We start from the raw sequence: 25421 nt of genomic DNA on the forward strand, positions 1-25421 counted from the left end.
CACAGGATGCGGCTACAGGCTTGGTGAGTGAGTGGTGTGATGAGTGGAGTGCGTAAAGAGGCTGATCTGTTTCTGTTCGGTCTGATGGTGCTGCTGTGTGCTCTGTGGGGATCGCAGGGGGTTGTTATCAAACTGGCTGCGCAGGATGTTGCAGCGATGATGCAGGTCGCTTTGCGTTCGGGGATCGCTGCGTTGCTGGTGGCCTGTGTGCTGTTATGGCGTCGTGACTGTCAGGGCTGGATCGGCAGTACATGGCGTCCCGGCGTGCTGGCTGGGACGCTGTTTTGCCTTGAGTTTTTGTTTATTGCCCAGGGGCTGCAATACACCACAGCATCGCATATGTCTGTGCTGCTCTATACCGCGCCTATTTTCTCTGCATTGGGCCTGCACCTGATGCTGGTCAGTGAACGCTTGCGTTGGTTGCAGTGGGTAGGCGTATGCGTGTGCTTTATAGGCATTCTGGTGGCTTTTGCCTGGGGCATAGAGTTCTCGGATCTGAAGGGGCGAGTGCTGTTCGGTGATGCTTTGGGTTTGTTGGCGGGAATAGCTTTTGGCGGGACTACTGTCGTCGTACGCGGATCACGTTTGTCCGAGGCACCAGTGCCCCTGACGCTGTTTTACCAGTTGGGCACTGCAACTGTGTTGTTGCTGATTTATGCGCTCGTGTCGGGGCAGGTGAAGCCGCTGGTTTGGAGTTATCTAAGCGTGGGTAGCGTGCTGTATCAGGGAGTGTTGGTCTCTTTCTTCAGCTATCTGGCGTGGTTTTGGTTGTTGCGCCGCTATTTGGCTTCGAATATCGGTGTATTTGCTTTTATGACGCCGATGTACGGCGTGCTGTTTGGCGTGCTGATTCTCGACGAGCCTCTCACCGCTAATTTCATTGTCGGTGCGTTGTTGGTGTTACTGGGCATCATGCTAGTAAGCAATCACGCCTTGATTTCACGGCATTTGCTGCGGGTGAGAGGCTGAGTTTGTGGGGATGATCAGTGCCGAGTGCGGCAAGCGGGCGGCGCTTCCGCTACAATGCGCGGCGAATTTGCTTAGCCGAGAGCCTGTACCATGTCCGCTTGCCAGACCCCCATCATCGTTGCCCTGGATTTCCCGACCCGCGCTGCCGCTTTGGCGCTGGCTGATCAGCTTGATCCCAAGTTGTGCCGGGTGAAAGTCGGTAAGGAGCTGTTCACCAGTAGCGGTGCTGACGTGGTTGGCACATTGGCTGAGCGGGGCTTTGAGGTCTTCCTGGACCTGAAATTCCACGATATTCCCAACACCACCGCCATGGCCGTTAAGGCCGCTGCCGAGATGGGGGTGTGGATGGTTAACGTGCACTGTTCCGGTGGGCAGCGCATGATGGCGGCCTGCCGTGAAACGCTGGATAAACTGAGCGGTGCAAAGCCGCTGCTGATTGGCGTAACGGTGCTGACCAGCATGGAGCGTGAAGACCTGGCCGGTATCGGTTTGGATGTTGAGCCACAGGAGCAGGTGCTGCGCCTGGCTGCTTTGGCAGAAAAATCTGGGATGGACGGCTTGGTGTGTTCAGCTCAGGAAGCTCCGGCACTCAAGGGGGCTTTTCCGTCACTGAAGTTGGTCACGCCGGGCATTCGTCCTGCAGGCAGCGCTCAGGATGATCAACGCCGCATTCTGACACCGCGTCAGGCGATGGAGGCAGGCTCGGATTATCTGGTGATTGGTCGTCCGATCAGTCAGGCAGCCAATCCGGCTCAGGCGCTGGCCGCAGTTGCAGCTGAGCTGGCCTGAGCGCCTGGCTTAACTTTTCCCGTTTCTTGATAGCAGGTTTTTTATGCATCCCGCTGCTGAAGATTCGCCACTGGGTAAATCCAGCGAATATGTCGCGACGTACACGCCGTCGCTGCTGTTTCCCATTCCCCGCGCAGCCAAATGGGCGGAGCTGGGGTTAAGCGCCGAGACCTTACCTTATCAAGGCGTAGACTTTTGGAACTGTTTCGAACTGTCCTGGCTGCTGCCATCTGGCAAACCTGTGGTGGCCATGGGTGAATTTGCGATTCCGGCGGACTCGCCCAATATCATTGAGTCCAAGTCGTTCAAGCTGTACCTGAACTCGCTGAATCAGACAGTGTTCAGCGATGCCGAGCAGTTACAAGGCGTTCTGGTCAAGGACCTGTCAGCAGCAGCGGGCAAGCCTGTTGCTGTGCGGGTTCGCAGTTTGGCGGAGGTCACGGCAGAAGGTGTATCGGTGCCTGAGGGGGAGTGCATTGATGAGCTGGATGTCAGCATCAGTAACTACGAGCAGCCGGCTCCTGAATTGCTCCGTTGTGATGCGTCGAAGCAGGTTGAAGAAGCGCTGCACAGTCATTTGCTAAAGTCGAACTGTCCAGTAACAGGACAGCCAGATTGGGGCACTGTAGTGGTGAAGTATCGCGGGCCTGCGGTAGATCGCAGCAGCTTTCTGGCGTATTTGGTGAGCTTCCGCCAGCACGCGGACTTCCATGAGCAGTGTGTGGAGCGCATTTTTCTCGATTTACAGCGCCTGCTCCAGCCGCAATCACTGACGGTGTATGCGCGTTATGTCCGTCGTGGCGGATTGGATATCAACCCTTACCGCAGTACTGAGGCCATCAGTCCGGCCAATCAGCGTCTGGTGCGCCAATAATAAAAACCCCAGCCTACGTGCTGGGGTTTTTATTTCCTCTCTTAAATACCGATGTTGGCCAGCGTTTGCAGGATATTGCGCAAGGTACCGGCCAGAGTTGGATGGCTGCTTTCAAAGCGTTCGATGGCAAGGTTGACGCCATCCACTAGGTTGGCGTCAGGCGCGGCTGCCATTTGCTCGGCCAGTTGCAGCTCAATTTCCTGGCTCAGAATAAAAAGCTCCGTGCGTTCTTCCGTGCTCAGCTGAGTCTGTTCGGACAGTTGCTTACGCAGGTCCTGTAACTGTTGTTGCAGTTGGGTCGTCGGCATCAGGATCTCCCTTACTTGGCAGAGCGGCATAACAGCTCAATCACGAAGTACCTCACCTTGAAGACTAATCCATCGTCACCGGCCTTGCTTGCTCTGGATCAAGCTCAGACTCAGGCTGACTAAGGCTTCTCACCTTTGACTCGTCGTTGAGTGATATCCGCGAGGCACTCAGGCACATCTGTGATCTGATCAATCACTGAGTGTACGCCCATGCGGTACAGCGTTAGGATTGCAGTGCTACGTAGGTCATCTCTGCGGCCTTGTGGCAGGGCTTGCCATGCCTCTTGAGAATATCCGCAGAGCGAACCGCATACCGCCAAACCGACAGTCCACAAGCCCGCATTCAATCCAGCCTGCAGTACCAGAGGATTGCCGCTGACCAGAATGCAGCCATGAATTGAAGGGGCGTTTAGAGTGGCCAGAGCCTGCCATAGGCTGTCTGGAGCAGGCAGGCTACGACCGCTGTCCAGTGTGATTCCGGGCAGGTCGGCCGGTAGTTGAGTACTCAGGACTTTTGTCAGTGTTGGTCCCAAGGTCTCGACCCATGCACAGGTGATGGCCTGGCTCTGCAGTTGCTGGGCAACAGACACGGCTCCCCGAATGGGCTGCGCCAAGTCTGCAATTGCTGGCTGGATATTGGGCGAGGTGCTTTCAGCTGTGTTGTTCAGGGATGATGCGCGCGCGCCAAAATCCACCAGGCAGCCAGAAAGGCTAAATAGAACTGCATTGAGGGCAGGTGTGTTCATGGGCCATCCCATTGTTAGTCTGACTAACAATATGAAACTAGAATGACGTTCATGTGACGTTACCGCCCGGCTGGGTGTGAACGCTGTCAGTACTCACGCTGATTTTTGTTGTTTATATAAAGACATTGCTGCTGTTGAAGAGATGGCGCTTTATACTTCGAAACTTGATGTCAGGCAGAATGCTGCCGGCAATACGAGGAGTAAACCGGATGCAAGTAACCGCTGAGAACTGGCTCAAGCCGTTGAGCCGATTGGCTGCCTGTGCAAGTTTTGCGTTACTGCCAGTTGTAGCGTGTGCCAGTGAAGATGACCCGTGGGAGGGTTACAACCGCTTTATGTTTGAGGTCAACGATACCGTTGATGCTTACACCTTAAAGCCACTTGCCAAAGGATATCAGGCTGTAACCCCGGACTTTCTTGAAGATGGCGTGCACAACGTGTTCCGCAATATCGGAGACGTGAGCAATCTGGCCAACAACCTGCTTCAGGGCAAATTGCACAACGCTGGGGTTGATACCAGTCGTCTGATCGTTAACACCACGTTCGGCGTACTGGGCTTTTTTGATGTGGGCACCAAGATGGGCCTGCAGCGCAGCGATGAAGACTTCGGTCAAACGCTGGGCAAGTGGGGCGTAGGTAGTGGCCCTTACGTGGTTCTGCCGTTGTTGGGGCCGAGCACAGTGCGCGATGCCATCGGCAAGGTGCCAGATGCTTACCTGACAGCACCGGCTGCTATTGATCATGTACCAACACGCAATACAGTAATTGCGGTTCAGGCAGTGGATCTCCGCGCCAGTTTGCTGAAGGCCGAGCGCTTGGTCAGCGGCGATAAATACATTTTCCTGCGCAACGCGTACTTGCAAAATCGTGAGTTCCGCGTCAAAGACGGGCAGGTTGAAGACGACTTTTAATCTTCCCCCTGAAAAATGGCGGCCAGTGTGCCGCCATTTTTGTATCACTACATTTACTTCATCTGCAGGATGGCGAGCCCCAGCGATTGCTTGCCGTTTTCAAGAAGGTTGACCCTGACAACCTCAGCCTCCGCTTCGAGCCCGCGCAACTCACTGTGATCAGAAGCGATATGCACCTGTACCTTATCGCCGAGCCTGACGTTGCTTGCAGCCTCAAGCTGCATCCCGGTGCTTGATAAATCAAGGCATACGGCGGGGATCTCCTTACCGTCATGGTGCAGGCTTACAGCTGCTTCCATACGCATGCGGATGTAGTCGCGTTTCTCGCTGTAGGCTCGGTCAGGTGAGCTCATGGGCATTTCCTCTTTTGGTCAGGGGGTGCAGCCTTCTTATTAAACCGGCTTATTTAAGGCCGAAAGTCTCTCTTGGACAACCGTTATCAGCTTGAATCGTGGTCCGGATGGGAGTACCGTCTGCGCCTGAATATGTGCCGAGTACGCATGTTTCATGTTTTAGGTTTGGCGTACCAACTTGGCCCGGCGCAGTTTGTCTGGAAATCTCATGCACAAAACCAGTGCCACGCTGCTGATAATTGACGACGACGATGTAGTGCGAGCCAGTTTGGCTGCCTACCTTGAAGACAGTGGTTTTCACGTGCTGCAAGCCTCAAACGGCCTGCAGGGGCTGGACGTCTTCCAAAGCAAGTCTCCTGATTTGGTCATCTGTGATCTGCGCATGCCGCAAGTTGACGGATTGGAGCTGATTCGCCGAATTAATGCACTTCAGGTTGAAACCCCGGTAATTGTGGTTTCTGGCGCTGGGGTGATGTCTGATGCCGTTGAGGCTCTGCGTTTGGGGGCTGTCGACTACCTGATCAAACCCTTGGCTGATCTAGCTGTGCTTGAGCACTCCGTGCATCGCGCGCTGGATCGAGCTAGTTTGCGCAAAGAGAACCAACGCTATCGTGAGGAGCTTGAGGCCGCCAATCGCGAGCTTCAGGCCAGCCTGCACCTGCTTCAGGAGGATCAGAACGCAGGGCGACAGGTGCAGATGAATATGCTGCCGGAGACGCCTGGGGAGATTGATGAGTTCAGCTTTGCCCATCAAATCATCCCGTCTCTTTACCTCTCAGGTGACTTCGTCGACTACTTCCGTGTAGATGACTCGCGCATCGCCTTTTATTTGGCCGATGTTTCTGGTCATGGCGCGTCATCGGCATTCATCACCGTATTGCTTAAGTTTATGACCACTCGTCTGTTGTACGAGTCGCGTCGTTCCGGTGTTTTGCCGGATTTCAAGCCATCAGAGGTGTTGGGGCACATCAATCGCGGGTTGATCAACTGCAAGCTGGGCAAGCACGTCACCATGCTCGGTGGGGTGATTGATCAAAATAGTAATCGCCTGACCTACAGCATCGGCGGACATCTGCCTCTGCCTGTGCTGTTCACTGACGGCAAGGCTCAGTATCTGGAAGGGCGCGGCTTACCGGTTGGTCTGTTCCAGGAAGCTGAATATTCTGATCTGGAGCTGGACTTGCCAGAGTCCTTTAGTCTGACGCTCCTGTCTGATGGGATTTTTGACCTGCTGCCTGGAGACACGCTCAAGGACAAAGAAGCGCAACTGCCCCGTATTATTGAGTCTGCGGGCGGCTCGTTGGATGGTTTGCGTGAAGCCTTTGGGCTGGCCAAGTTACACGATATGCCGGATGATATTGCGTTGCTGGTGTTAAGCAGGAACCTTGCATGAGCCTTGGGATGAATCCTGGTCGAATTCAATTTGCTGAGCAGGATGGGACTTTTGTTCTGAAGTTTGTCGGTGAAGTTCGCCTGACACTCTGTTCCGCTTTGGATGCGACTATTGAGAAGATTTTCACTGCGCTGAATTTTTCGGCAATCGTGATTGATCTGACAGAAACACGCAGTATCGACAGTACGACGCTGGGTTTGCTGGCCAAGTTGTCGATTTTGTCGCGGCAGAAAATCGGTTTGTTGCCGACTGTAGTGACTACCCACGAGGACATTACGCGCTTGTTGCTGTCCATGGGCTTTGACCAGGTGTTTAACATCGTTCAAAAGCCGGTGGAGTGCCCTGACAGCCTGAACGATTTGCCGTCACAGGACGAGTCGGAAGATGTGGTGCGTTCCCGCGTGCTGGAGGCTCACCGGATTCTGATGAGCCTTAATGAATCCAACCGCGAAGCCTTTCATGACTTGGTCAATGCATTAGAGCATCATTGATGCTGACTGCTTAAACAAACAGGGCGCTCATTGAGCGCCCTGTTTGTTTTCAGGCCAAGCTGGCGAGCAGTTTTTCCAGTTTTTCTTGGTCGCGAGTGAACAAGCGGATGCCTTCAGCGAGTTTTTCGGTCGCCATGGCATCTTCGTTCATGCCCCAGCGGAACTGGGTTTCGTTGAGTATCTGCTTACTTTCGGCTGAACGGCCTGGGCTGAGTACGCGTTTCAGCGGTTGTGTGTCGTCCGCCAGTTGCTGCAGCAGTTCCGGGCTGATGGTCAGGCGATCGCAGCCTGCAAGCTGCTCTATCTGCCCGATATTGCGGAAGCTGGCCCCCATCACCACGGTCTGATAGTTATGGGCTTTGTAATAGTTGTAGATCCGGGTCACAGACAGTACGCCTGGATCTTCCTCGGATGTGTAATCGCGACCTTCAGCTTTTTTGTACCAGTCGTAGATACGACCTACGAACGGTGAAATCAAAAACACCCCGGCATCGGCACAGGCTTGTGCTTGGGCAAATGCAAACAGCAGGGTAAGGTTGCACTGGATCCCGGCCTTCTCCAATTGCTCGGCCGCGCGGATGCCTTCCCAGGTGGAGGCAATCTTGATCAGCACGCGCTCGCGACTGATGCCTGAGGCTTCATACAGCTCGATCAGGCGCTCTGCGCGGCGCAGAGTTGCGCTGGTGTCGAACGAGAGGCGGGCGTCCACCTCTGTAGAGATGCGTCCTGGAATGACCTTAAGAATCTCACCTCCTACCGCCACGCCAAAGTGGTCACTGGCCAAGCCAAGATCTCCCTTCGCTGAGTGGATAGACTTTTGCAAGAGAGAACTGTAACCCGGTAATGCGGCAGCTTTGAGCAGCAAGGACGGATTGGTCGTTGCATCGACCGGTTTAAGGCGAGAAATGGCGTCAAGGTCGCCAGTGTCGGCGACCACTGTAGTGAATTGTTTGAGTTGTTCCAGCTTGGATGTCATGACACGGCCTTGTCGTTACGAATGCAGCGACATTACCCGAGTCAGTGGCCTTGCAGCAATTCACTCGCCTGATCAAATAACGCTAACGGCGTGTCTGTTTTGTGAATGTCGACCGAGAGTAACTGGCGGAACTTGCGGGCACCTTTGAAGCCTTGCGCAAGGCCGAGCATATGGCGGGTGACGTGATGCAGGGTGCCGCCTTCTTCAATGTGGGCGGCAATGTAGTCGCGCATGCTGATAAAAGCATCGAAACGGCTTAAAACAGGGCGAGACGAGTCAAATAGCTGCTGATCGACCTCGGCAAGAAGGTACGGGTTTTGATAGGCCTCCCGACCGAGCATGACGCCGTCAAACGTGTGAAGGTGCTCCTTGCATGCTTCCAGTGTTTTGATGCCGCCGTTGAGAATGAACTCCAGCTCTGGAAAGTCCTGCTTAAGCTGCGCAGCAACGTCGTAGCGCAGTGGTGGAACTTCACGGTTTTCTTTAGGCGACAGACCTTCGAGTATCGCAATACGGGCGTGCACGGTAAAACTGGTGCAGCCAGCCTCTTTGACTGTGCCGACAAAGTCGCACAACTCGGCATAGCTGTCGCGACCATTGATACCAATCCGATGTTTGACTGTAACTGGGATGTCGACAGCGTCCTGCATGGCTTTCACGCAGTCAGCGACCAACTGAGGGTGGCCCATGAGGCAGGCACCTATCATGTTGTTCTGCACGCGATCACTGGGGCAGCCTACGTTCAGGTTGATTTCATCGTAACCCGCCTGTTGCCCGAGTTTGGCGCTGGCTGCCAAGTCGGCGGGAGCGCTGCCACCCAGCTGCAGTGCCAATGGGTATTCGGCAGCGTTGTGACGCAGAAAGCGCTGCGCATCGCCATGCAGAAGCGCACCGGTAGTGACCATTTCGGTGTAGAGCAGCGCATGCTGTGACAGCTGGCGGTGAAAATACCGGCAGTGACGATCCGTCCAATCCATCATCGGCGCAACGCTAAAGCGGCGGGACAGGGAAGGACGCGTGGTTGCTGGGTTTGAGGCTGATTTCTCGGGCATTGAATTTGTCTTTTGGGGTGTCGTTCTCGCCCGTAGATTTTTTGATGCCCGGTGCTACGTTGTAGCACTTAGGTCGTGTGAGGGGGCGATAGCGGCGCGCTCGTGTGAGGGCGGTGGCATAGGCTATGCCTCGCAGATCAGGATCAAGCGAGACGGGAGAATAGTTTATCAAGAAAGAAGGCTTCCGAACGCAAGGTGGCAGCCCATATATGTACCAAGCGCCTGAGACTAAGCTGGTGGGGCCCGATTTATTCGTCTGTGCTGTACGGGCAGAGTGACCCCAAGCTGATTTACAGTGGCGCATATCTGTTGCACAGCTACGCTTTCCTAGGGAGGTACTTGCTATGGATAAAGATAATAGTGATCAGCCGCTCACCTGGCGAGAGCTGCTTCAGAGCGTGCTCAGTGCTGCGCTGGGCGTGCAGAGTGGGAAGAACCGAGCCAGAGATTTTTCAAGGGGCAAGCCCAGTCAGTTCATTGCACTGGGCATAGGTTTTACGGCGATGTTTGTCTTGCTGGTGTATTGCCTAGTGCGGCTGGTGTTGTATATGGCCGGCGTTTGAATCAATGCGTGAGGCTCTGTATCGAGAACTGATAGTCCTCGAGCTCGGGATGGTAGACCGCGCTGAAGTCTTTAAAGTTGAGTTCGTAGTCCGGTAATTTCAAGTGCAGCATGAGCTGCTGCGCCTGTTCTGCGTCCAGTAGGGTAAACAGGTTGTCGACGCGGTCTTTGCCGCCACGCTTCGCGAAGTCCTCGCCTGAGTGGTAGTCATGGAGCATCACCAGTGCCCAGCCACCAAGGGAAAAGTGGCCGCTGGCGAGAGCGGAAATTTCGTTGTTGACCCTGGCTTGAAGCACTCTGTCAGAGTTATTTAAGCCCGACAGGTACAGATCCTGCCCGGGGATTTTGCCCATTTCTCGGGCTGCCTTCATCACACCGAATGCCATCTCGTCATTAGCCGACCAGACCAAGCGAGGTGTGTTGTAGCGCTTGAGAAGGATCTTGGCTTGATCGTAAGCCCGCTGTTCGCTCCACTCGCCAAACACGACCTGGTGAAGCTTGATTTGTGGGTGTTCACTCAAGGCGCGGAGCAGGCCTCGTTCACGCAGGGTGGATGATGGTGTGGAGCGGACTCCGGCAAACGCGAGCATTTCAGCCGGTGCTCCTTTCGTTTTGGAAATGAGCTCTTTAGCCATCAGATAACCGGCGTCTTCATCGTTGGCGATGATGCTGCCAATCCAGTTCTCATAGCGTTCACGGGTTCCACCGCTGATTTCCTGTTGCTCAGGTGTCAGGGTGCTGTGGAGGCTAAACAACTTGACGGATGAGTCGGAGAAAATACGAAGAATTTCAGGGCCGACGTACATCTCGTTCACAAAGATCACGTAGTCAGGCTTGGTGTCGTTTTCGGCGAGTGCTCGGGCTGATTGAATGATGTTCTCGCGATCACGTTCACCGTAAATCACGCTCAAATTCAAACCGAGATTTTTCGCAGCTGCGTGCATGAATTGACTGTACGTGACCCAGAACGGCTCATTGGAAAACCCTGGGTTCAGAAATACAACTTCAGGCGTGTGACGTTGGGAAGTAGTGGTAGCTGCCTGGCTGAATTGCAGAGAGGCCAGTACTACAACAGCACCTATAAAGCGGATTACAAAGCTGAACACGCGTACTCTCCTGCTAAGAGCGCGCAGTATATCCGGAAAATAGGGCCTGTCAGATAGAGGTAAAGGTATGAAGTGTAAAGGAACAGACCGTTTTAAAGCATACCGTTACAATCCTTGTTCATTGTTTTGGAAGTGTTATGTCTCTTATTGAAATCATCGCCACAGCGACAGGGGTACTGGCTGTTTGGCTTACTATTCGGCAGAACCCTTGGTGCTGGCCGGTTGGGCTGGTGATGGTGTTGCTGTATACATGGATTTTTTACGACAGCAAGCTCTACTCAAACATGCTTTTACAGTTGGCTTACGCTCTGCTACAGGGCTATGGCTGGTGGCAGTGGGTGTACGGTGGAGAGGCTAAAGCCGGGGTTAAGATCGGACGTTTATCTGCGTCGAGGTTGTTTCAGGGTGTTTCTCTGGGTGTGATTGGGGGATGTGGGCTGGGTTATCTCATGTCTGCATACACCGACGCGAGTGCGCCTTGGCAAGATGCATTTCTGAGCGCGTTCAGCCTGGTTGCGCAATGGTGGATGGCGCAAAAGCACATGGAGTGCTGGCTATTGTGGGTGGTATTGGATGTGCTGTTTGTCGGTCTTTTTCTTACTCAGGCGCTGTATTTAACCGCCTTCTTGTATGCGGTGTTCACGGCTCTGGCAGTGCGCGGCTGGGTGGTCTGGCGGCGTGAATATGTAGTGGCCACTGCATGAAAGTTCTCGTGCTCACAGGTCCGGAATCCTCAGGTAAGAGTTGGCTGAGCTGCTTGGTTAAAGAGCGGTTTGGTGGCGTTACGGTTGGTGAATATGTTCGCCACTTTATTGAGCAGACGGGACGAGATACCTGTCTCGATGACATAGAGGTGATCGCCAGGGGCCAGTTACAGTGGGAGGACTCTGCCAGGGCTGAACGCCCCAGCTTGCTGATTCTGGATACTCACCTGCTGAGCAATATCCTTTGGAGCCAGACGCTGTTTGGCAGCTATCCCCATTGGTTGGAGACGGAACTGCTGGAGCGTCATTACGACTTGCATCTGTTATTGAGCCCAGCAGATGTTGAGTGGGTAAGTGATGGGCAGCGATGCCAGCCAGAACTTTACTCGCGCCAAATGTTTTATCAGGACTGTAAGGGGTGGTTGATCAAACACGATCAAGCGTTTGTTGAGATCGCAGGAAACTGGTCTGAGCGCCGTAATGAAGTACTTGATACCGTAGGCCGCTGGTTGGATCTGGCCGGTACCTCACAGTAAGTTGCGATTTACTGTAGTGAAAAAATCGTGGCGATGTCGTTAGGCATTAGGGGCGGGCGATAGCGGCCAACGCATTTCATTATGTAGGCCGCTACGAATTGCGACAGTTATTCCGCCTGATAAGTCAGCAGGCTGTCTTGTTCTTTCAGAGCTTTTCTGAGATCGGATGGAATACTTCCAGAGCGCATTGCCAATTCCAGTCGAATGTTTTCCAGCGTTTGCGCAAACGAGTCCGGGTCGCCTCGCTGGGCACGGGTCAATACGCGGCTGTAGGAAGTGGCATCGTTATCGTCAAGCAGAGAGAGTACGATGCCTCCGTCCGGGCGCGGATTGCTGAATGTTACCCGTAGGGGCGAGAACATTTTTTCCAGAAAATCCTGGTTGATGTTATCCATAACTATTCTCCACCTAATAGCTGAAGCAACTGAGAGTGCTAATCAAAAAAATAGTTCTTATTAAAGCGCTAGCTCGAAATAGCTTGTTTGGCTTTATCAATAACCTGTTGCAGATTAGACCTACTGTACTGGCCGGGGTAGAGCCGTTGAGTGTGTTTGGCAATGCCAGACTGGTTAACGACTGTGAAGCTGAAGCTGCTTTTACGAGCTGCAACAATATGACACTCAAGGGGTGAAAACGCGTTACTCAGGATGTTGATGGCATCCCTGATTTCATGATGTGTATTCATTTTTATAATGTTTCCTAGACGCTATGCGCTTCTGTGCGCAAAGTAAAACTCCATGCAAAGGACCCACAATCAGGTCACAAAAGTATGGAACTGAGTCTGCGAGCGAATAAATAATCCGCCAGCAAGGGCAGTACCGTGAGGTTGGCTAAGTCTGCTTTAGAAGAGATGGCCAAATCAGTCATGTTGGCGTGCTATCAGAGCTGTGCGGCACTTAAGGTGCGCTCTGGATGCTGCCAGTAAGGTGAGCCGCTAGCGGCTTGGTGACTTACAGCTTGGTACAACAAACGGAATAATACGGGTTTGGTTAAAAAATATCCAGTAGATTTATCTGATCACGTTTCTGGGCGGCATATTCCTGCGTGCGGATGCAATTTGCCCCTTGCTCCGTTAGGATTAGTCTTCATTTGCTTTCTCTCATGATAGGTATCAATGAGTTATCAGGTATTAGCGCGTAAGTGGCGTCCGCGCTCATTCAACGAAATGGTTGGGCAAACTCATGTGCTCAAGGCGTTGATCAACGCATTGGACAGCCAGCGCCTGCACCATGCCTATCTGTTCACCGGCACCCGCGGCGTCGGTAAGACCACGATTGCCCGGATTATTGCCAAGTGCCTTAACTGCGAAACAGGCATCAGCTCGACACCGTGCGGTGTGTGCTCTGTTTGTAAAGAAATCGACGAAGGCCGTTTTGTTGATCTGATTGAGGTCGATGCTGCGAGTCGAACAAAGGTTGAAGACACCCGCGAGCTGCTTGACAACGTGCAGTACTCGCCTAGCCGTGGGCGCTTCAAGGTTTACCTGATTGACGAAGTTCACATGCTTTCAACCAGCTCTTTCAACGCATTGTTGAAAACGCTGGAAGAGCCGCCACCTCATGTGAAATTTCTGCTGGCCACTACCGATCCGCAGAAGTTGCCTGTCACCGTGCTGTCGCGCTGTTTGCAGTTCTCACTGAAGAACATGCCGCCGGAGCGGGTTGTGGAGCACCTGAGCCATGTCCTCACGGCCGAGCAGATTCCTTTTGAGAACGATGCTCTTTGGTTGTTGGGGCGTGCGGCTGATGGATCGATGCGCGATGCAATGAGCCTTACCGACCAAGCTATCGCTTTTGGTGAAGGAAAGGTGCTGGCTGCAGATGTTCGGGCCATGCTTGGGACCCTTGATCATGGGCAGGTGTATGGTGTGCTCCATGCTCTGCTGGAGGGCGATGCCCGCAAGCTGATTGAAGCCGTCCGCCACCTTGCTGAACAGGGGCCGGACTGGAATGGTGTGCTGGCTGAGATGCTGAATGTCCTGCATCGTGTGGCAATCGCTCAGGCACTGCCGGAAGCCGTGGATAACGGGCAGGGCGATCGTGAGCGTGTTCTCGAGTTGGCCCAAGCGTTGCCGAGTGAAGATGTTCAGTTCTACTACCAGATGGGGCTGATTGGCCGTCGCGATCTTCCGCTTGCGCCAGAGCCGCGCAGTGGCTTTGAGATGGTCTTGCTGCGGATGTTGGCCTTCCGCCCGGCAGACAGTCAGGATGCCCCACGGATAGCGCTAAAGCCACTGGGAATCAGCAAGGCCACAGCTGATTCTGCCAACACCGAAGTGGCCAGTGTCGAAGCTTCGACACTGGCGCCTAATGTGTCGGCAGTTGCACAGCCGCAGGTGACTGCTGAGGTCGCAGCTGTGGTGCCTGAGCCCGCCGCAGTACCTTTGGTTGAGTCAGAGCAGGCAGAGCCTGCTGAAGTTGTGGCTCAGGCTGAACAGCCAGTTGTGGCAGATGTTGCTCCTGAGCCCGCAGTTGAAAACTCAGTGGCTGACGTTGACTTGCCGTGGAACGAGCCACAGCAGGTTGAAGCGAAAGTCACCGCCGTTGCGGAGACGGCTGAGCCCGAGCCTGTTGCCGCAGTTGAAGTTCTCCCTACTGAGTCAGAGCCTCAGGTTGAGCCCAGCCCGAAAGCTGTCTCTGAGCCTGTTGCAGTCATTGAAGAGGCAGCCGAAGACGATGATGAGCCGCCACTGGGTGACTATGACTACGTCGATGTAGACGCTGATTCCTTCGACTATGATTTCTCAGCCGCCCAAACCGAAGAAGTCACTGAGCCTGAAATTCTGCCCGCTGTTGCGCCTGCAACGGGACTTGCAGCCGACTGGCTGGAAATGTTCCCAAAATTAGGCCTGTCAGGCCTGACCGGTAGTATCGGCGCTAACTGCACACTGATAGCGGTCGAGGGTGATGACTGGCTGCTGCATTTGGATCCGGCTCATTCGGCGCTGTTCAATGCAACTCAGCAGCGTCGGCTCAACGAGGCCCTCAATCAGTACCAGGGCCGTGAAGTGAAGCTGCGCGTTGAGCTGTGCAAGCCAGAGCAAGAGACACCGGCGCAAGCGGCCGCAAGGCATCGTGCTGAGCGCCAGCAAGAAGCCGAACGCGCTATCCAGCAAGACCCGATTGTTCAACAGATGATTCAACAGTTCGGTGCAGTTATCCGCGCCGAAAGCATTGAGCCTCTGAATAATAACCTCAACGCCTAATTACCGAGGATTGACACCATGATGAAAGGTGGAATGGCTGGCCTGATGAAGCAGGCCCAGCAGATGCAGGAAAAAATGCAGAAGATGCAGGAAGAGTTGGCCAATGCCGAAGTGACCGGCCAGTCTGGCGCAGGTTTGGTCAGCGTAGTTATGACAGGCCGTCACGATGTTAAACGCATCACCCTAGATGACAGCCTGTTGCAGGAAGACAAAGAAGTTCTGGAAGACCTGATCGCTGCGGCAGTGAACGATGCCGTTCGTAAGGTGGAACAGAATAGCCAGGAAAAAATGTCCGGCATGACGGCGGGACTGCAACTGCCTCCGGGCTTCAAAATGCCATTCTAATGCTCCTTACAGGGCGCAACTTTATAAGTTCGCCCTGTATCTAAGTTTGAGTTGCGCCCACGTTCTTGCGTCTCCAGCCGAGTTGTTACATGAGCTTCAGCCCCCTGATCCGTCAGCTTATCGATTCCCTACGTAGCCTTCCCGGTGTCGGGCAGAAGACCGCGCAGCGTATGGCATTACACCTACTTGAGCGGGATCGGGCCGGTGGTGTGCGTCTGGCGGAAGCGCTCAGCGCTGCAATGGCGGGCGTGGGGCATTGCCGGCAGTGCAGAAGCCTGAGTGAAGACGAGGTTTGCCAGCTGTGTCTGGATGAGCGTCGTGATAATAGCTTGCTGTGCGTTGTGCAGGGACCGGTGGATGTGTATGCGGTTGAGCAGACGGGCTATCGTGGTCGCTATTTCGTACTCAAGGGGCATCTGTCTCCGCTGGATGGGCTTGGCCCTGAGGCCATCGGTATTCCTGAGTTGTTGCAGCGCATAGAGTCTGGCCAGTTCAGCGAGGTTATTCTTGCCACCAACCCAACGGTTGAAGGTGAGGCGACAGCTCACTACATCGCTCAAATTCTCTCCAGTAAGACTTTGCACGTAACCCGCTTGGCTCACGGCATGCCACTCGGTGGCGAGCTGGAGCTGGTGGATGGCGGTACCTTAGCCCATGCGTTGGCCGGGCGGCGTCCGATTACGTTCTGATTCGCCCCCAACCCCAGATCATCTCTTTTGCCCTGCGCTGGCATGCGCGGTCGCGGGTGCGTGCCCGGCAATAAGATTAGGTGAATATCTTGATAACCAAGCAAGCGCTTGGTAAGGTTTCCGCAAATAACAACGGGACCTTTCAGATGGCCGCATTCCAAGAATACTTTGACGAGTCTCATCAGTTGGTGCGCGACTCCGTCCGCCGATTTGTCGAGCGCGAAATCCTTCCTTTTATCGATGAATGGGAAGAGGCTGAAAGCTTTCCTCGTGAGCTGTACAAGAAAGCCGGTGACGCCGGGATTCTGGGGATCGGTTTTCCCGAGCAGTTTGGCGGAAGCCACGAAGGTGATCTTTTTGCCAAGATTGCTGCCAGTGAGGAGCTGATCCGTTCCAGTTCAACTGGCTTGGTGTCTGCTTTGTGTTCACTGGATATTGGTCTGCCTCCAGTCTTGAAATGGGCTAAGCCACACATCCGTGACCGTGTTGTGCCGGAAGTGCTGGCGGGCGAGAAGATCATCTCACTGGCAATCACTGAGCCGGGCGGTGGTTCGGATGTAGCCAACCTTAAAACTCGCGCGGTTAAAGAAGGGGATTTCTACCGGGTCACCGGCAGCAAAACCTTTATTACCAGCGGCACTCGCGCGGACTACTACACTGTGGCGGTGCGCACTGGTGGTGAAGGTTTTGGCGGTGTAAGCCTGCTTCTGATAGAGAAGGACACCCCCGGTTTCACTGTTGGCCGTAAGCTCAAGAAAATGGGCTGGTGGTGTTCTGACACGGCTGAATTATTCTTCGACGATTGCATGGTTCCGGTGGAGAACCTGATTGGCGTTGAGAACATGGGATTCGCCGGGATCATGGCTAACTTCCAGTCGGAGCGATTGGCTCTGGCGCTGATGGCGAACATGACGTCGCAGATGGCACTGGAGGATGCGCTTGCCTGGGCTAAAGATCGTAAGGCGTTTGGTAAGCCAATCAGCAAGTTTCAGGTGATCAAACACCGGCTGGCGGAAATGGCCACGCAGCTGGAGGTTTCTCGCGAGTTCACTTACCGCCAGGCTGCGAAGATGTCGGCGGGCAAGAACGTGGTTAAAGAAATCTCCATGGCCAAGAACTTCGCTACAGATGTGTCTGACCGCATTACTTATGACGCGACTCAGCTGCTGGGCGGCATGGGCTTTATGCGTGAGAGCCGCGTTGAACGCTTGTACCGCGATAACCGTATCCTGTCGATCGGCGGCGGCACGCGGGAGATCATGAACGAGATCATCAGCAAGCAGATGGGGCTGTAAGTTTTACCTGCCGCAAAAAACAAACCCCGCATTACGCGGGGTTTGTTTTTTAGCAAGAGAGGTTAGGAAACCTTAACCTCTTCAGCCTGCATACCTTTCTGGCCACGAGCGGGCACGTAGGTAACTGTCTGGCCTTCCTTCAGGGTTTTGAAGCCGTCAGCCTGGATTGCTTTGAAGTGCACAAAGAGGTCGTCGCCACCGTTTGCTGGGGTAATGAAGCCGAAGCCTTTCTCATCGTTGAACCATTTAACGGTGCCAGTTTCGCGATTTGCCATGGTGTGTCTCTTGAATCGTTTTGACGTGCAGGGCCAGACGAGGCGCCTACGTTGTAGACCGGTTATCAGTACCCGGTCGAATCATAATATGCGGTTTTTCTGAGAAACGCTGCCATTTAGATCAATAATTCACGTGGAATCTGCTCGCCGGCTCACACTTGCGTACCAGCTTTGTTGCATCAGCGATTGCCTTTGGCAGCCATGCGCATAGCGGCCGTGACCAAACGCTGATAACCAGCTGGCAACAGACGCTGCATCAGATCTGCCATGCGCGCGTCGGTCCCAATCAGAATCCTGCGCTTGTTCTTCAGGACGCCATCGAGAATCACCTGAGCGGCTTTTTCCGGGGTTGTTTTGAGCAGTTGGTCGTTGAACTGACTCTTGGCTGAGGCTGCATTGGTGCCGGTCAGGCTATCCATGCTGGCGTTCATTCGAGCACTGTTGGCGATATTGGTTTTGATTCCGCCTGGGTGCACGCAGCTGGCCGAGATCCCGTATCCTGCTATATCCAGCTCTTGGCGCAGGGCCTCGGTAAAACCGCGTACGGCAAACTTGCTGGCGTTGTAGGCGCCCATGCCGGGCTGAGCAAAAATCCCGAAGATACTGGAGATATTGACGATATGGCCACTGCCGCTGGCTTTGATGTGTGGCAGAAAGGCTTTAGTACCGTTTACAACACCCCAGAAATTAATGGACATGATCCATTCATAGTCGCTGTAATCATTGCCCTCCGTCGTGCCACCTTGGGCTACACCAGCGTTGTTGATGAGCAGATTAATGCGACCGTGCTCAGCGATCACCTGGCTTGCCCAGTCCAGCACTTCTTGGCGCTGCGCCACATCAACTTTGTGCTGTGTAATGCGAATGCTGTTTGCTTTAGCCAGTTCAACAGTCTGTGCAAGGCCCTCGGTATTCACATCAGATAGGGCCAGGTGGCAGCCCTGGTGGGCTAAATTAAGGGCCAGCGCTCGTCCGATACCTGAGCCTGCGCCGGTTATGGCGGCAACTTGATTATTGAATGACTTCATACACTGACTTCCTTGCGTGAGGGGGTAATGGCTTGGCTTTGTGCGGGGTGAACCGGATGTTTGCGGCTGTAGTGATAGGCAGGGGCATCGAAGTTGTGGGTCAGTAAGCGGTAGCGCCAGGTGAAACCTGGCCAGATCGTGCAGTTGCGACCGCTGACAGGGTGTAGGTACCAGCTCTGGCAGCCACCTGCATTCCAAACAGTGTTACTGAGGCTGCCCTGCAGCGTGTGGTTGAAGGCCTCCTCAACATGCTGTTTGACTTCAAGACTCTGCAGATCAAGGCGATCCAGTTGTTGCAGGGCTTTGAGCACGTAGTTGATCTGTGACTCGATCATGTAAACCATCGAGTTGTGGCCGAGCCCAGTGTTGGGGCCCATGAGCAAAAAGAGATTTGGGAAGCCGCTGGTCATGGTGCCTTTATAGGCTCTCGGCCCTTCGGGCCAGGCGTCGGTCAGGTCAACGCCGTTGCGGCCGAAAATTGCGCCACGTGGGATGGGGTCACTGGGGGTGAAGCCGGTGCCGAAAATAATCGCGTCGACCTGCCGCACGGTGCCGTCCTGAGCACGGATTGCATCGGGTAGGATTTCATCAATGCCGTCGGTGATCACCTCGACGTTGGTCTGTGTCAGGGCCGGGTAGTAGTCATTGGACATCAGCACGCGTTTGCAACCCATGAGGTAATCAGGCGTGAGTTTGGCGCGCAGTAGTGGATCCTGGACCTGTTTTTTGAGGTACCAGAGGGCAAATTTTTGCGCTAACGACATCGACTTGGGCAGCAGAGCAAAGCCGATTACACGGCTTTCCAAAAGACTGTAAATAAAGCCACGCCAAAGCTTTTGTAGGAATGGATAGCGCTGAAACCTCTCACGCTCCCGCACACTGATCTGCCGGTCGGGCTTGGGCAGAATCCACGGTGCTGTGCGTTGGTAGAGGTGCAGTGAGCCTGCTAATTTCTGCAAATGCGGTACGAATTGAATGGCCGATGCGCCAGTACCTACTACGGCCACGCGTTTGCCGCTGAGTGGATAGTCGTGATTCCACTGCTGGGAGTGAAAAATCTCGCCATTGAAGATATCCAGGCCTTTGATTGCCGGAATGGATGGAGTGGACAGAGCTCCCATCCCGGAGACAACGAACTGCGCGGTGTAGCGTTTTCCGTGCTGGTCAGTCAGCAGCCAGTGTTCGTGTTGCTCATCCCAATCAAGCCGTTCAATCGCGCAGCCCAGGCGTGTCTGCGATTGCAGGCCGTACTTGCTCCAACAGTGCTCAAGGTAGCCTTTGATTTCCGGCTGTGTGGCAAACATCCGGTTCCATTTAGGATTAGGCTCGAATGAGTAGGAATAGAGGTGTGATTGAACGTCACAGGCGCAGCCAGGGTAGTTGTTTACCCGCCATGTACCTCCGACGCCCTGATCCTTTTCGAACAGCAGAAAGTCGTCTTCTTGCGCCTGTTTCAAGCGCATGGCCATTCCAAGACCGGAAAAACCTGTGCCGATAATGGCAATTTTGCAGTGTTCAGCGGATTGCGGATGGGTTGCGGCTGAGTTCATGACCAAGCACCTATTATTGTTATTGCGTGGTTGTATACAACTGTATACCAACTTATGCCGCTGTATACTATCGGGCAAGATAAGAAATAACTGGCCAGCATTTGGGTAGGGTATGTCATCAAACGAAACCAGCAACGGCACGTCAGCGCCGGGTAAGCAGTCGCTGATTGATGCGGCGTTGCGTCTGACTAGCACCAGCCGCAGCATAAGTAGCGTTGGTCTGCGCGAGTTGGCCAGAGAGGCAGGGCTGAACCCAAATACCTTCTACCGGCATTTTCGGGATGTTGATGATTTAGGTCTGACCATCATTCGTCAGATTGCCGCTCAACTCCGCCAGCCGCTGTGCGCATTACGACGCGAGGCGGCTGAGCGTGCCGAGCTATCACCTTCAACGGGTGCAAAGTTATTTGGCATTGATCTGCAGCGCGGTCGTTTGGTCTGCCATGAAACCGTCGAGCTGTTTTTCGATTTTGTTGAGCAGAATCCGGAAGCTTTCATGGTCGGCGTGCGAGAGCTGCACGGCCCCTCACCGGTTCTGCGGGTGGCGCTGGCTGAGCTGATGCATGACTTTGCCGAGGATATGGCCGAGGACATCATCGCTTACAAGCTACTGCCAGACATGCTGACGCGTGCGCAGGTGCTGGAAATTTCCAGCCTGATCAGCCGTAACCTGTTTCAAGCGGCTTTGGACTATATCGGCTTCCCAGAGCGCCGACAGGCAGTGCGGGCAATGGCGGAAGAGCAAATTGTGATGCTCTTTACCGGAGCCAGCGTGTTGCAGAGCATGGGGCAACTGCAGCTGGCTGATCTCAGCAAGTAAGGCGCAGGCGCTGGGTTCAGCGCCTGCTGACTGTGTTAATTGTTGAAGCCCAGCCGCTCGCGCCAGCGTTGCTCAAGAGGCTTGGTGACGTAGTCGTTAGGATGAAAACCGGGGCGGTAATAGCTCAGATAAGGACGCAGCAGCTGAGTCAGAAAGCCATTGCGTGGGCTGAGCAGCGTCTTCAGGCCTTTGCCCCAGCTGCGCCAGTTGAATAGCTGGCCGTCTTTACGTAGCAAGTGAACCTGAAACCAGCCAATTACACCGAAAAACAGCAGTGTAGACAGCAGCATCATGCTAACCCGGGTGAAGTAACCACCGCCTACAGCTTGATAGGTATCGTAGGCGACGGCCTTGTGCTCATTTTCCTCAATCGCGTGCCAGAGCCAGAGCTGGTAGAGACGCGGGTCGTTCATCTGGCAGCTTAGGTCTTCACGTTGCAGCATCTGCTCGGCCATGGTCGCGGTGAAATGCTCTAACGCGCAGGTGATGGCCAGACGCTGTTTGACGGTGCTAAAGCGCGTCACCCATTCGAGCAGGACTTTGATTCTTAGCTCCAATCGGTGCAGATCAATGTTGTGCTTGGCCGCGTACTCGTTATAAGCCGCATGCTCTTTGGAGTGCATGGCTTCCTGACCGATAAAGGCACTGATGTCCTTTTTCAGCTGGGGATCCGTGATGTGATCACGGACGGCGCGGACGCTGTCGACAAAGAACTTTTCACCATAGGGAAACAGCGACGACAGGTTGTTCATGTAATGACTGAGGAATGGATCGTTAGCGAACCAGTACTTTGGGCTGTCTGCAAAGTTGAAGTCCATACGGCGGACCGGAAAACTGGCAGCAGGCAGTTTGGCGTGTGCGGACATTGTTCGACTCCTGAGCGTGGGTGGATCTGCAGTATCGAATCTTGTGGCTGTATTGCAGATTACTCTGCCTTTGCATCTTTGGCTGTCAGCGCGCGTTAGGGGAGGTCATTTCCGGCCAGATGTACAAAAAATCACCAACTAATGATTGGCGTGTTGTTCAGGCGGGAGGGGTAGGGAGGGTGCCCAGCAGTGGGCACCAACAGGTTATTGCTCTGTGAGGCTGTAGCAGGTCAGGGCGAAGGTCGGGATGCCGCTATCTTGAAGTTTCTGTGAACCGCCCAGTTCGGGCAGATCAATTATTGCAGCAGCTTCAACCACGCTGGCGCGCATGCGCCGTACCAATTGCGCGGCTGCCAGGAGGGTTCCTCCTGTGGCGATCAAGTCATCAAAGATCAGTACTTTGTCGCCTTCGCACAAGCTGTCACTGTGAACTTCGAGCTTAGCCTCGCCGTATTCGGTCTGATACGCCTCGCTGATCACATCCGCAGGCAATTTACCTTGCTTGCGAAAGAGCACTAGCGGTTTGTTCAGCGCGTACGCCACTACAGAACCTACCAGAAAGCCTCGGGCATCCATTGCGCCGATGTGGCTAAAGTCAGCATCGATGTAGCGTTGAACAAAGGCATCGACCACCATGCGCATGGCGCGGGGGGACTGAAACAGAGGCGTGATGTCGCGAAAGATGACGCCGGCTTTGGGGAAGTCCACAACCGGGCGGATGTAACTCTTGAGGGTCAGGTCATCGTAGGGCATGAAAATATCCTGCTACGTTGCCAGCGCATACAGGGCAGTGTTGAGCTGCCCTTGTTTATGCGGTGGGATCTTACTGGTTACCGCCTGCCAGGGAGCAGAGCTCAATTGGGTCAAGAATGCGAACCTCCTTGCCCTCGGCTTCGAGCAGTTTGTTTTGCTGAAAGCGGGTGAAAACACGCGACACGGTTTCAACTGCCAAGCCCAGATAGTTGCCGATTTCATTGCGTGACATCGACAGACGGAACTGATTGGCGGAGAAGCCGCGGGCGCGGAAGCGGGCTGACAGATTGACCAAGAAGGTGGCAATACGCTCGTCTGCGGTCTTTTTCGACAAGAGCAGCATCATTTGCTGATCGTCACGTATCTCGCGGCTCATGATGCGCATCAGTTGGCGGCGCAGCATTGGCAGCTGTAGGGCCAGTTCATCAAGACGCTCAAACGGAATTTCGCAGACAGAGGTGGTTTCCAAGGCTACGGCTGATACCGGGTAGATTTCGCTGTCCATTGCTGACAAGCCGACCAGTTCGCTGGGCAGATGGAAACCGGTGATCTGTTCATCGCCAGCATCGCTCAGGCTGAAGGTTTTGAGGGCGCCGGCGCGCACAGCAAAGACGGAATTGAAGGCATCACCCTGGCGGAATAGGAATTCACCTTTCTTTAGTGGACGGCCTCGTTTAACGATTTCGTCGAGGGCGTCCATGTCTTCAAGGTTCAAAGAGAGGGGCAGGCACAGCGTCGCCAAACTGCAATCTTTGCAATGAGCTTGGTGAGACGCATGAGTTTTGATGCATTCAGACATCGCAGGAGTTCCTGAATTAAGCAACTACATACTTAAGGGTAACTCAGTGGCGGGGTGCCAGCCAAATGAATGCTAACAGTTAGTTCATTAAAGGTCGGGGGTGTTAAGGCGATATAGATATGTGTCTTTTTATTTCATAAAGATGATTGCTATGAAAGTAACTACTACGGAAATAGCCACCCGGATAAATGCATCAATTAAACCGCTGAATATGGAACTAGCTCAGGCAGAGCCTCAAGGCGAGGAGTTCTACGAGAGTGTTCGGGTCAGTCTCTCCGCATTTGGGCAGGCTAAGACGGCTACGGATAAGGCCAACAAAGAAATAGACCAGAGCCAGTTGCCGGGGGATGTGAAGCTAATCCTCAAGATGATCCGCGAGTTAAAACAGAAAATCGCGGAGCTTGTGGCCAAATTGAACGAAACAATGGCTGATTCGGCGCTGAGTACAGAGGAGCGGGAGTTGGCTGTTGATTCAATTCAAATGGAAATGTCTACGTTGCAAGCGGCACTCACAGATGCGAATGCCGCTTTGCTTGATGCACTGCAACGGAGCGGGCTTTCTGAGGCGCAGGTAGCGCAGGCAATGAGTTTGGCTGTCTGATAGCGTCGCTGGCTCAAATCACCCTGGAAAAGCGCTGTTGGCTGGCTTCGTGCAGGTAGTGGTCAAACAGCATACACAGCGAGCGCACCAGTAATCGTCCGGCCGGTTTGACTTCAATGCTGTCTGCGTTCAGTTCAATCAGCCCGTCTTGGGCCATTTGCTCAAGGGATGGCCAGACATCGGCAAAGTACTGGAAAAAGTTGATTCCATAAGCTTGTTCGATGTCGGCGAAGCGCAAATGAAAGTGGCAGATCAGTTGCTGGATTACGGCACGCCGCAGTCGGTCATCGTCGTCACAGGTCAGGCCGCGGTAAGTGGCCAGTTGATTGGCCTCAATCCGATCCTGGTAGGCGCTCAGGTCGCTGCTGTTCTGGCAGTACAGGTCGCCGATCTGGCTAATCGAGGAAACGCCAAGGCCGATCAGGTCGCAATGACCGTGCGTGGTGTAGCCTTGGAAGTTGCGCTGCAGGGTGCCGTCTTCTTGCGCAATGGCCAGTTCGTCATCAGGCAGGGCAAAGTGGTCCATGCCGATGTAGCGGTAACCCGCAGCACTCAATTGCTCAATGCTGGCCTGGAGCATGGCGAGTTTGTCGCCAGGGCTGGGCAGGTCACTGCTATTGATACGCCGTTGCGGCATAAAACGCTCGGGCAGATGGGCGTAGTTAAACAGTGAAAGTCGGTCGGGCTGCAGGGCGATGATTTCGGCCACGGTCTTGCGGAAGCTTTCCGGGGTTTGCAGTGGTAAACCATAGATAAGATCGATATTCACCGAGCGGAATTGCAGGGTGCGGGCAGCCTCGATGATAGCGCGGGTTTCTTCCAGCGATTGCAGGCGGTTAACCGCACGTTGTACGGCTGGGTCGAGATCCTGTACGCCGATGCTAATGCGGTTGAAGCCGAGCTCCCGAAGCAGGCCCATGGTCGACCAATCGGCTTCGCGCGGGTCGATTTCGATGCTGTAGTCGCCAGAGTCGTCATCCAGCAAATTGAAGTTCTGACGCAGATGGCCCATCAGCTGGCGAAGTTCATCGTGGCTTAGGAAGGTCGGGGTACCGCCGCCGAAATGTAACTGCTCCACAGTCTGCTTTTTATCCAGATGCTGAGCGATGGAGTGGGCTTCCTGCTGCAGGCGTTCCAGATAGGGCTGGGCACGTCCTCGGTCTTTGGTGATCACCTTGTTACAGCCGCAGTAGTAGCAGATGTGGGCGCAGAACGGGATGTGTACATACAGGGACAGCGGTCGCAGCTGCTCGCGACTGTTACGAAGGGCACGCAGCAGATCGAACTGGCCAACACCGTCATGGAACTGAACGGCTGTTGGGTAAGAGGTATAGCGAGGGCCAGCCTGGTCGTAACGACGAATCAGATTGGTGTCCCACTCCAGAGTATTGAGCATGTGGGCCTTCCGGGTCTGTCTATATAGGC

General features: G+C 54.2%; 30 protein-coding genes. 15 read left to right on the forward strand and 15 right to left on the reverse strand.

Features of this window, described 5'->3' with window-relative positions; translation table 11 throughout:
• The first annotated feature begins 39 nt into the window (after positions 1-39).
• From AO726_RS14430 to queF, 3 genes are all read left to right on the forward strand, one after another.
• Complete coding sequence (locus AO726_RS14430; RefSeq protein WP_058068747.1) at positions 40-969, forward strand: DMT family transporter; 930 nt, start codon at positions 40-42, stop codon at positions 967-969.
• A 90-nt stretch (positions 970-1059) separates the two neighbouring features.
• Entirely contained in the window at positions 1060-1758 is a 699-nt protein-coding gene (pyrF, locus tag AO726_RS14435; protein WP_058068748.1) for an orotidine-5'-phosphate decarboxylase, read from the forward strand.
• Between the two features lie 43 nt (positions 1759-1801).
• Positions 1802-2632 carry an NADPH-dependent 7-cyano-7-deazaguanine reductase QueF gene (gene queF, locus AO726_RS14440; RefSeq protein ID WP_058068749.1) on the forward strand — a complete coding sequence of 277 codons (831 nt, stop codon included), beginning with the start codon at positions 1802-1804 and terminating at the stop codon, positions 2630-2632.
• A gap of 41 nt (positions 2633-2673) precedes the next feature.
• Here the strand turns inward: queF and AO726_RS14445 are convergent, their stop codons facing one another.
• Complete coding sequence (locus AO726_RS14445) at positions 2674-2940, reverse strand: DUF4404 family protein (RefSeq protein ID WP_058068750.1); 267 nt, start codon at positions 2938-2940, stop codon at positions 2674-2676.
• A 119-nt stretch (positions 2941-3059) separates the two neighbouring features.
• Complete coding sequence (locus tag AO726_RS14450; RefSeq protein ID WP_241492118.1) at positions 3060-3686, reverse strand: HAD family phosphatase; 627 nt, start codon at positions 3684-3686, stop codon at positions 3060-3062.
• Between the two features lie 209 nt (positions 3687-3895).
• Between AO726_RS14450 and AO726_RS14455 the strand changes: the two genes are divergently transcribed.
• Positions 3896-4597, forward strand: a complete 702-nt coding sequence (locus AO726_RS14455; protein WP_058068752.1) for an MlaA family lipoprotein — start codon at positions 3896-3898, stop codon at positions 4595-4597.
• Positions 4598-4650: 53 nt separating this feature from the next.
• Here the strand turns inward: AO726_RS14455 and AO726_RS14460 are convergent, their stop codons facing one another.
• Entirely contained in the window at positions 4651-4950 is a 300-nt protein-coding gene (locus AO726_RS14460; RefSeq protein WP_058068753.1) for a PilZ domain-containing protein, read from the reverse strand.
• Positions 4951-5158: 208 nt separating this feature from the next.
• On the opposite strand from AO726_RS14460, the gene rssB reads away from it, so the two are divergent.
• The gene (rssB, locus tag AO726_RS14465) at positions 5159-6343 is read left to right on the forward strand and encodes a two-component system response regulator RssB (RefSeq protein WP_058068754.1); all 1185 of its coding nucleotides are present in this window, start codon (positions 5159-5161) and stop codon (positions 6341-6343) included.
• Positions 6344-6351: 8 nt separating this feature from the next.
• Complete coding sequence (rssC, locus tag AO726_RS14470) at positions 6352-6834, forward strand: anti-sigma factor antagonist RssC (protein WP_058068853.1); 483 nt, start codon at positions 6352-6354, stop codon at positions 6832-6834.
• Positions 6835-6883: 49 nt separating this feature from the next.
• On the opposite strand, the gene tal is transcribed toward rssC, so the two are convergent.
• Both tal and dusA read right to left on the reverse strand, forming a co-directional pair.
• Positions 6884-7810 carry a transaldolase gene (gene tal / locus AO726_RS14475; RefSeq protein WP_058068755.1) on the reverse strand — a complete coding sequence of 309 codons (927 nt, stop codon included), beginning with the start codon at positions 7808-7810 and terminating at the stop codon, positions 6884-6886.
• Positions 7811-7851: 41 nt separating this feature from the next.
• On the reverse strand, positions 7852-8862 hold the full coding sequence (gene dusA, locus AO726_RS14480; RefSeq protein WP_058068756.1) for a tRNA dihydrouridine(20/20a) synthase DusA: 1011 nt from the start codon (positions 8860-8862) through the stop codon (positions 7852-7854).
• A gap of 344 nt (positions 8863-9206) precedes the next feature.
• Here dusA and AO726_RS14485 point away from each other — a divergent pair, with 344 nt between their 5' ends.
• Positions 9207-9425, forward strand: a complete 219-nt coding sequence (locus AO726_RS14485) for a DUF2970 domain-containing protein (protein WP_058068757.1) — start codon at positions 9207-9209, stop codon at positions 9423-9425.
• A 1-nt stretch (position 9426) separates the two neighbouring features.
• Here AO726_RS14485 and AO726_RS14490 read toward each other — a convergent pair whose 3' ends face one another.
• Positions 9427-10530, reverse strand: a complete 1104-nt coding sequence (locus tag AO726_RS14490; RefSeq protein WP_241492119.1) for an ABC transporter substrate-binding protein — start codon at positions 10528-10530, stop codon at positions 9427-9429.
• 137 nt (positions 10531-10667) lie between these two features.
• Here AO726_RS14490 and pnuC point away from each other — a divergent pair, with 137 nt between their 5' ends.
• Both pnuC and AO726_RS14500 read left to right on the forward strand, forming a co-directional pair.
• Positions 10668-11234, forward strand: a complete 567-nt coding sequence (gene pnuC / locus AO726_RS14495) for a nicotinamide riboside transporter PnuC (RefSeq protein WP_058068758.1) — start codon at positions 10668-10670, stop codon at positions 11232-11234.
• The gene (locus tag AO726_RS14500; protein WP_058068759.1) at positions 11231-11770 is read left to right on the forward strand and encodes an AAA family ATPase; all 540 of its coding nucleotides are present in this window, start codon (positions 11231-11233) and stop codon (positions 11768-11770) included. Before pnuC ends, AO726_RS14500 begins: the two co-directional genes overlap by 4 nt.
• A 107-nt stretch (positions 11771-11877) precedes the next feature.
• Here the strand turns inward: AO726_RS14500 and AO726_RS14505 are convergent, their stop codons facing one another.
• A complete protein-coding gene (locus AO726_RS14505; RefSeq protein WP_058068760.1) occupies positions 11878-12165 on the reverse strand; it encodes a DUF3509 domain-containing protein in 288 nt (95 codons plus the stop codon).
• 68 nt (positions 12166-12233) lie between these two features.
• Entirely contained in the window at positions 12234-12455 is a 222-nt protein-coding gene (locus AO726_RS21460; protein ID WP_058068761.1) for a hypothetical protein, read from the reverse strand.
• A 429-nt stretch (positions 12456-12884) separates the two neighbouring features.
• Between AO726_RS21460 and dnaX the strand changes: the two genes are divergently transcribed.
• The 4 genes from dnaX (at position 12885) to AO726_RS14530 (ending at position 17304) form a co-directional block, all read left to right on the forward strand.
• Positions 12885-14975 (forward strand): DNA polymerase III subunit gamma/tau, encoded by a 2091-nt coding sequence (gene dnaX, locus AO726_RS14515; protein ID WP_058068762.1) that lies wholly within the window; start codon positions 12885-12887, stop codon positions 14973-14975.
• Between the two features lie 18 nt (positions 14976-14993).
• A complete protein-coding gene (locus AO726_RS14520) occupies positions 14994-15320 on the forward strand; it encodes a YbaB/EbfC family nucleoid-associated protein (RefSeq protein ID WP_058068763.1) in 327 nt (108 codons plus the stop codon).
• Between the two features lie 89 nt (positions 15321-15409).
• Entirely contained in the window at positions 15410-16009 is a 600-nt protein-coding gene (gene recR, locus AO726_RS14525; protein ID WP_058068764.1) for a recombination mediator RecR, read from the forward strand.
• Positions 16010-16155: 146 nt separating this feature from the next.
• Positions 16156-17304: an acyl-CoA dehydrogenase family protein gene (locus AO726_RS14530; RefSeq protein ID WP_058068855.1), complete on the forward strand. Its 1149-nt coding sequence runs from the start codon at positions 16156-16158 to the stop codon at positions 17302-17304.
• A gap of 62 nt (positions 17305-17366) precedes the next feature.
• Here AO726_RS14530 and AO726_RS14535 read toward each other — a convergent pair whose 3' ends face one another.
• From AO726_RS14535 to AO726_RS14545, 3 genes are all read right to left on the reverse strand, one after another.
• Positions 17367-17579: a cold-shock protein gene (locus tag AO726_RS14535; protein WP_058068765.1), complete on the reverse strand. Its 213-nt coding sequence runs from the start codon at positions 17577-17579 to the stop codon at positions 17367-17369.
• 179 nt (positions 17580-17758) lie between these two features.
• Entirely contained in the window at positions 17759-18607 is an 849-nt protein-coding gene (locus AO726_RS14540; RefSeq protein ID WP_058068766.1) for an SDR family NAD(P)-dependent oxidoreductase, read from the reverse strand.
• Positions 18604-20157, reverse strand: coding sequence for a flavin-containing monooxygenase (locus AO726_RS14545; RefSeq protein ID WP_058068767.1), 1554 nt, complete (start codon positions 20155-20157; stop codon positions 18604-18606). The genes AO726_RS14540 and AO726_RS14545 overlap by 4 nt, the downstream gene beginning before the upstream one ends.
• Positions 20158-20269: 112 nt before the next feature.
• Here AO726_RS14545 and AO726_RS14550 point away from each other — a divergent pair, with 112 nt between their 5' ends.
• Positions 20270-20977 (forward strand): TetR family transcriptional regulator, encoded by a 708-nt coding sequence (locus AO726_RS14550; RefSeq protein ID WP_058068768.1) that lies wholly within the window; start codon positions 20270-20272, stop codon positions 20975-20977.
• A 35-nt stretch (positions 20978-21012) separates the two neighbouring features.
• Here AO726_RS14550 and AO726_RS14555 read toward each other — a convergent pair whose 3' ends face one another.
• The 3 genes from AO726_RS14555 to fnr all read right to left on the reverse strand — a co-directional run bounded on the left by AO726_RS14555 (position 21013) and on the right by fnr (position 23395).
• A complete protein-coding gene (locus tag AO726_RS14555) occupies positions 21013-21843 on the reverse strand; it encodes a metal-dependent hydrolase (RefSeq protein WP_058068769.1) in 831 nt (276 codons plus the stop codon).
• A 204-nt stretch (positions 21844-22047) separates the two neighbouring features.
• Positions 22048-22596, reverse strand: coding sequence for an adenine phosphoribosyltransferase (locus AO726_RS14560; protein ID WP_058068770.1), 549 nt, complete (start codon positions 22594-22596; stop codon positions 22048-22050).
• Between the two features lie 70 nt (positions 22597-22666).
• On the reverse strand, positions 22667-23395 hold the full coding sequence (fnr, locus tag AO726_RS14565; RefSeq protein ID WP_058068771.1) for a fumarate/nitrate reduction transcriptional regulator Fnr: 729 nt from the start codon (positions 23393-23395) through the stop codon (positions 22667-22669).
• A 151-nt stretch (positions 23396-23546) separates the two neighbouring features.
• On the opposite strand from fnr, the gene AO726_RS14570 reads away from it, so the two are divergent.
• Positions 23547-23996, forward strand: a complete 450-nt coding sequence (locus AO726_RS14570; RefSeq protein ID WP_152987292.1) for a hypothetical protein — start codon at positions 23547-23549, stop codon at positions 23994-23996.
• A gap of 13 nt (positions 23997-24009) precedes the next feature.
• Here AO726_RS14570 and hemN read toward each other — a convergent pair whose 3' ends face one another.
• A complete protein-coding gene (hemN, locus tag AO726_RS14575; RefSeq protein WP_058068773.1) occupies positions 24010-25392 on the reverse strand; it encodes an oxygen-independent coproporphyrinogen III oxidase in 1383 nt (460 codons plus the stop codon).
• Positions 25393-25421 lie beyond the last annotated feature (29 nt).

The sequence above is a fragment of the Pseudomonas sp. TTU2014-080ASC genome (assembly GCF_001446935.1).
Taxonomy (GTDB): Bacteria; Pseudomonadota; Gammaproteobacteria; order Pseudomonadales; family Pseudomonadaceae; genus Aquipseudomonas.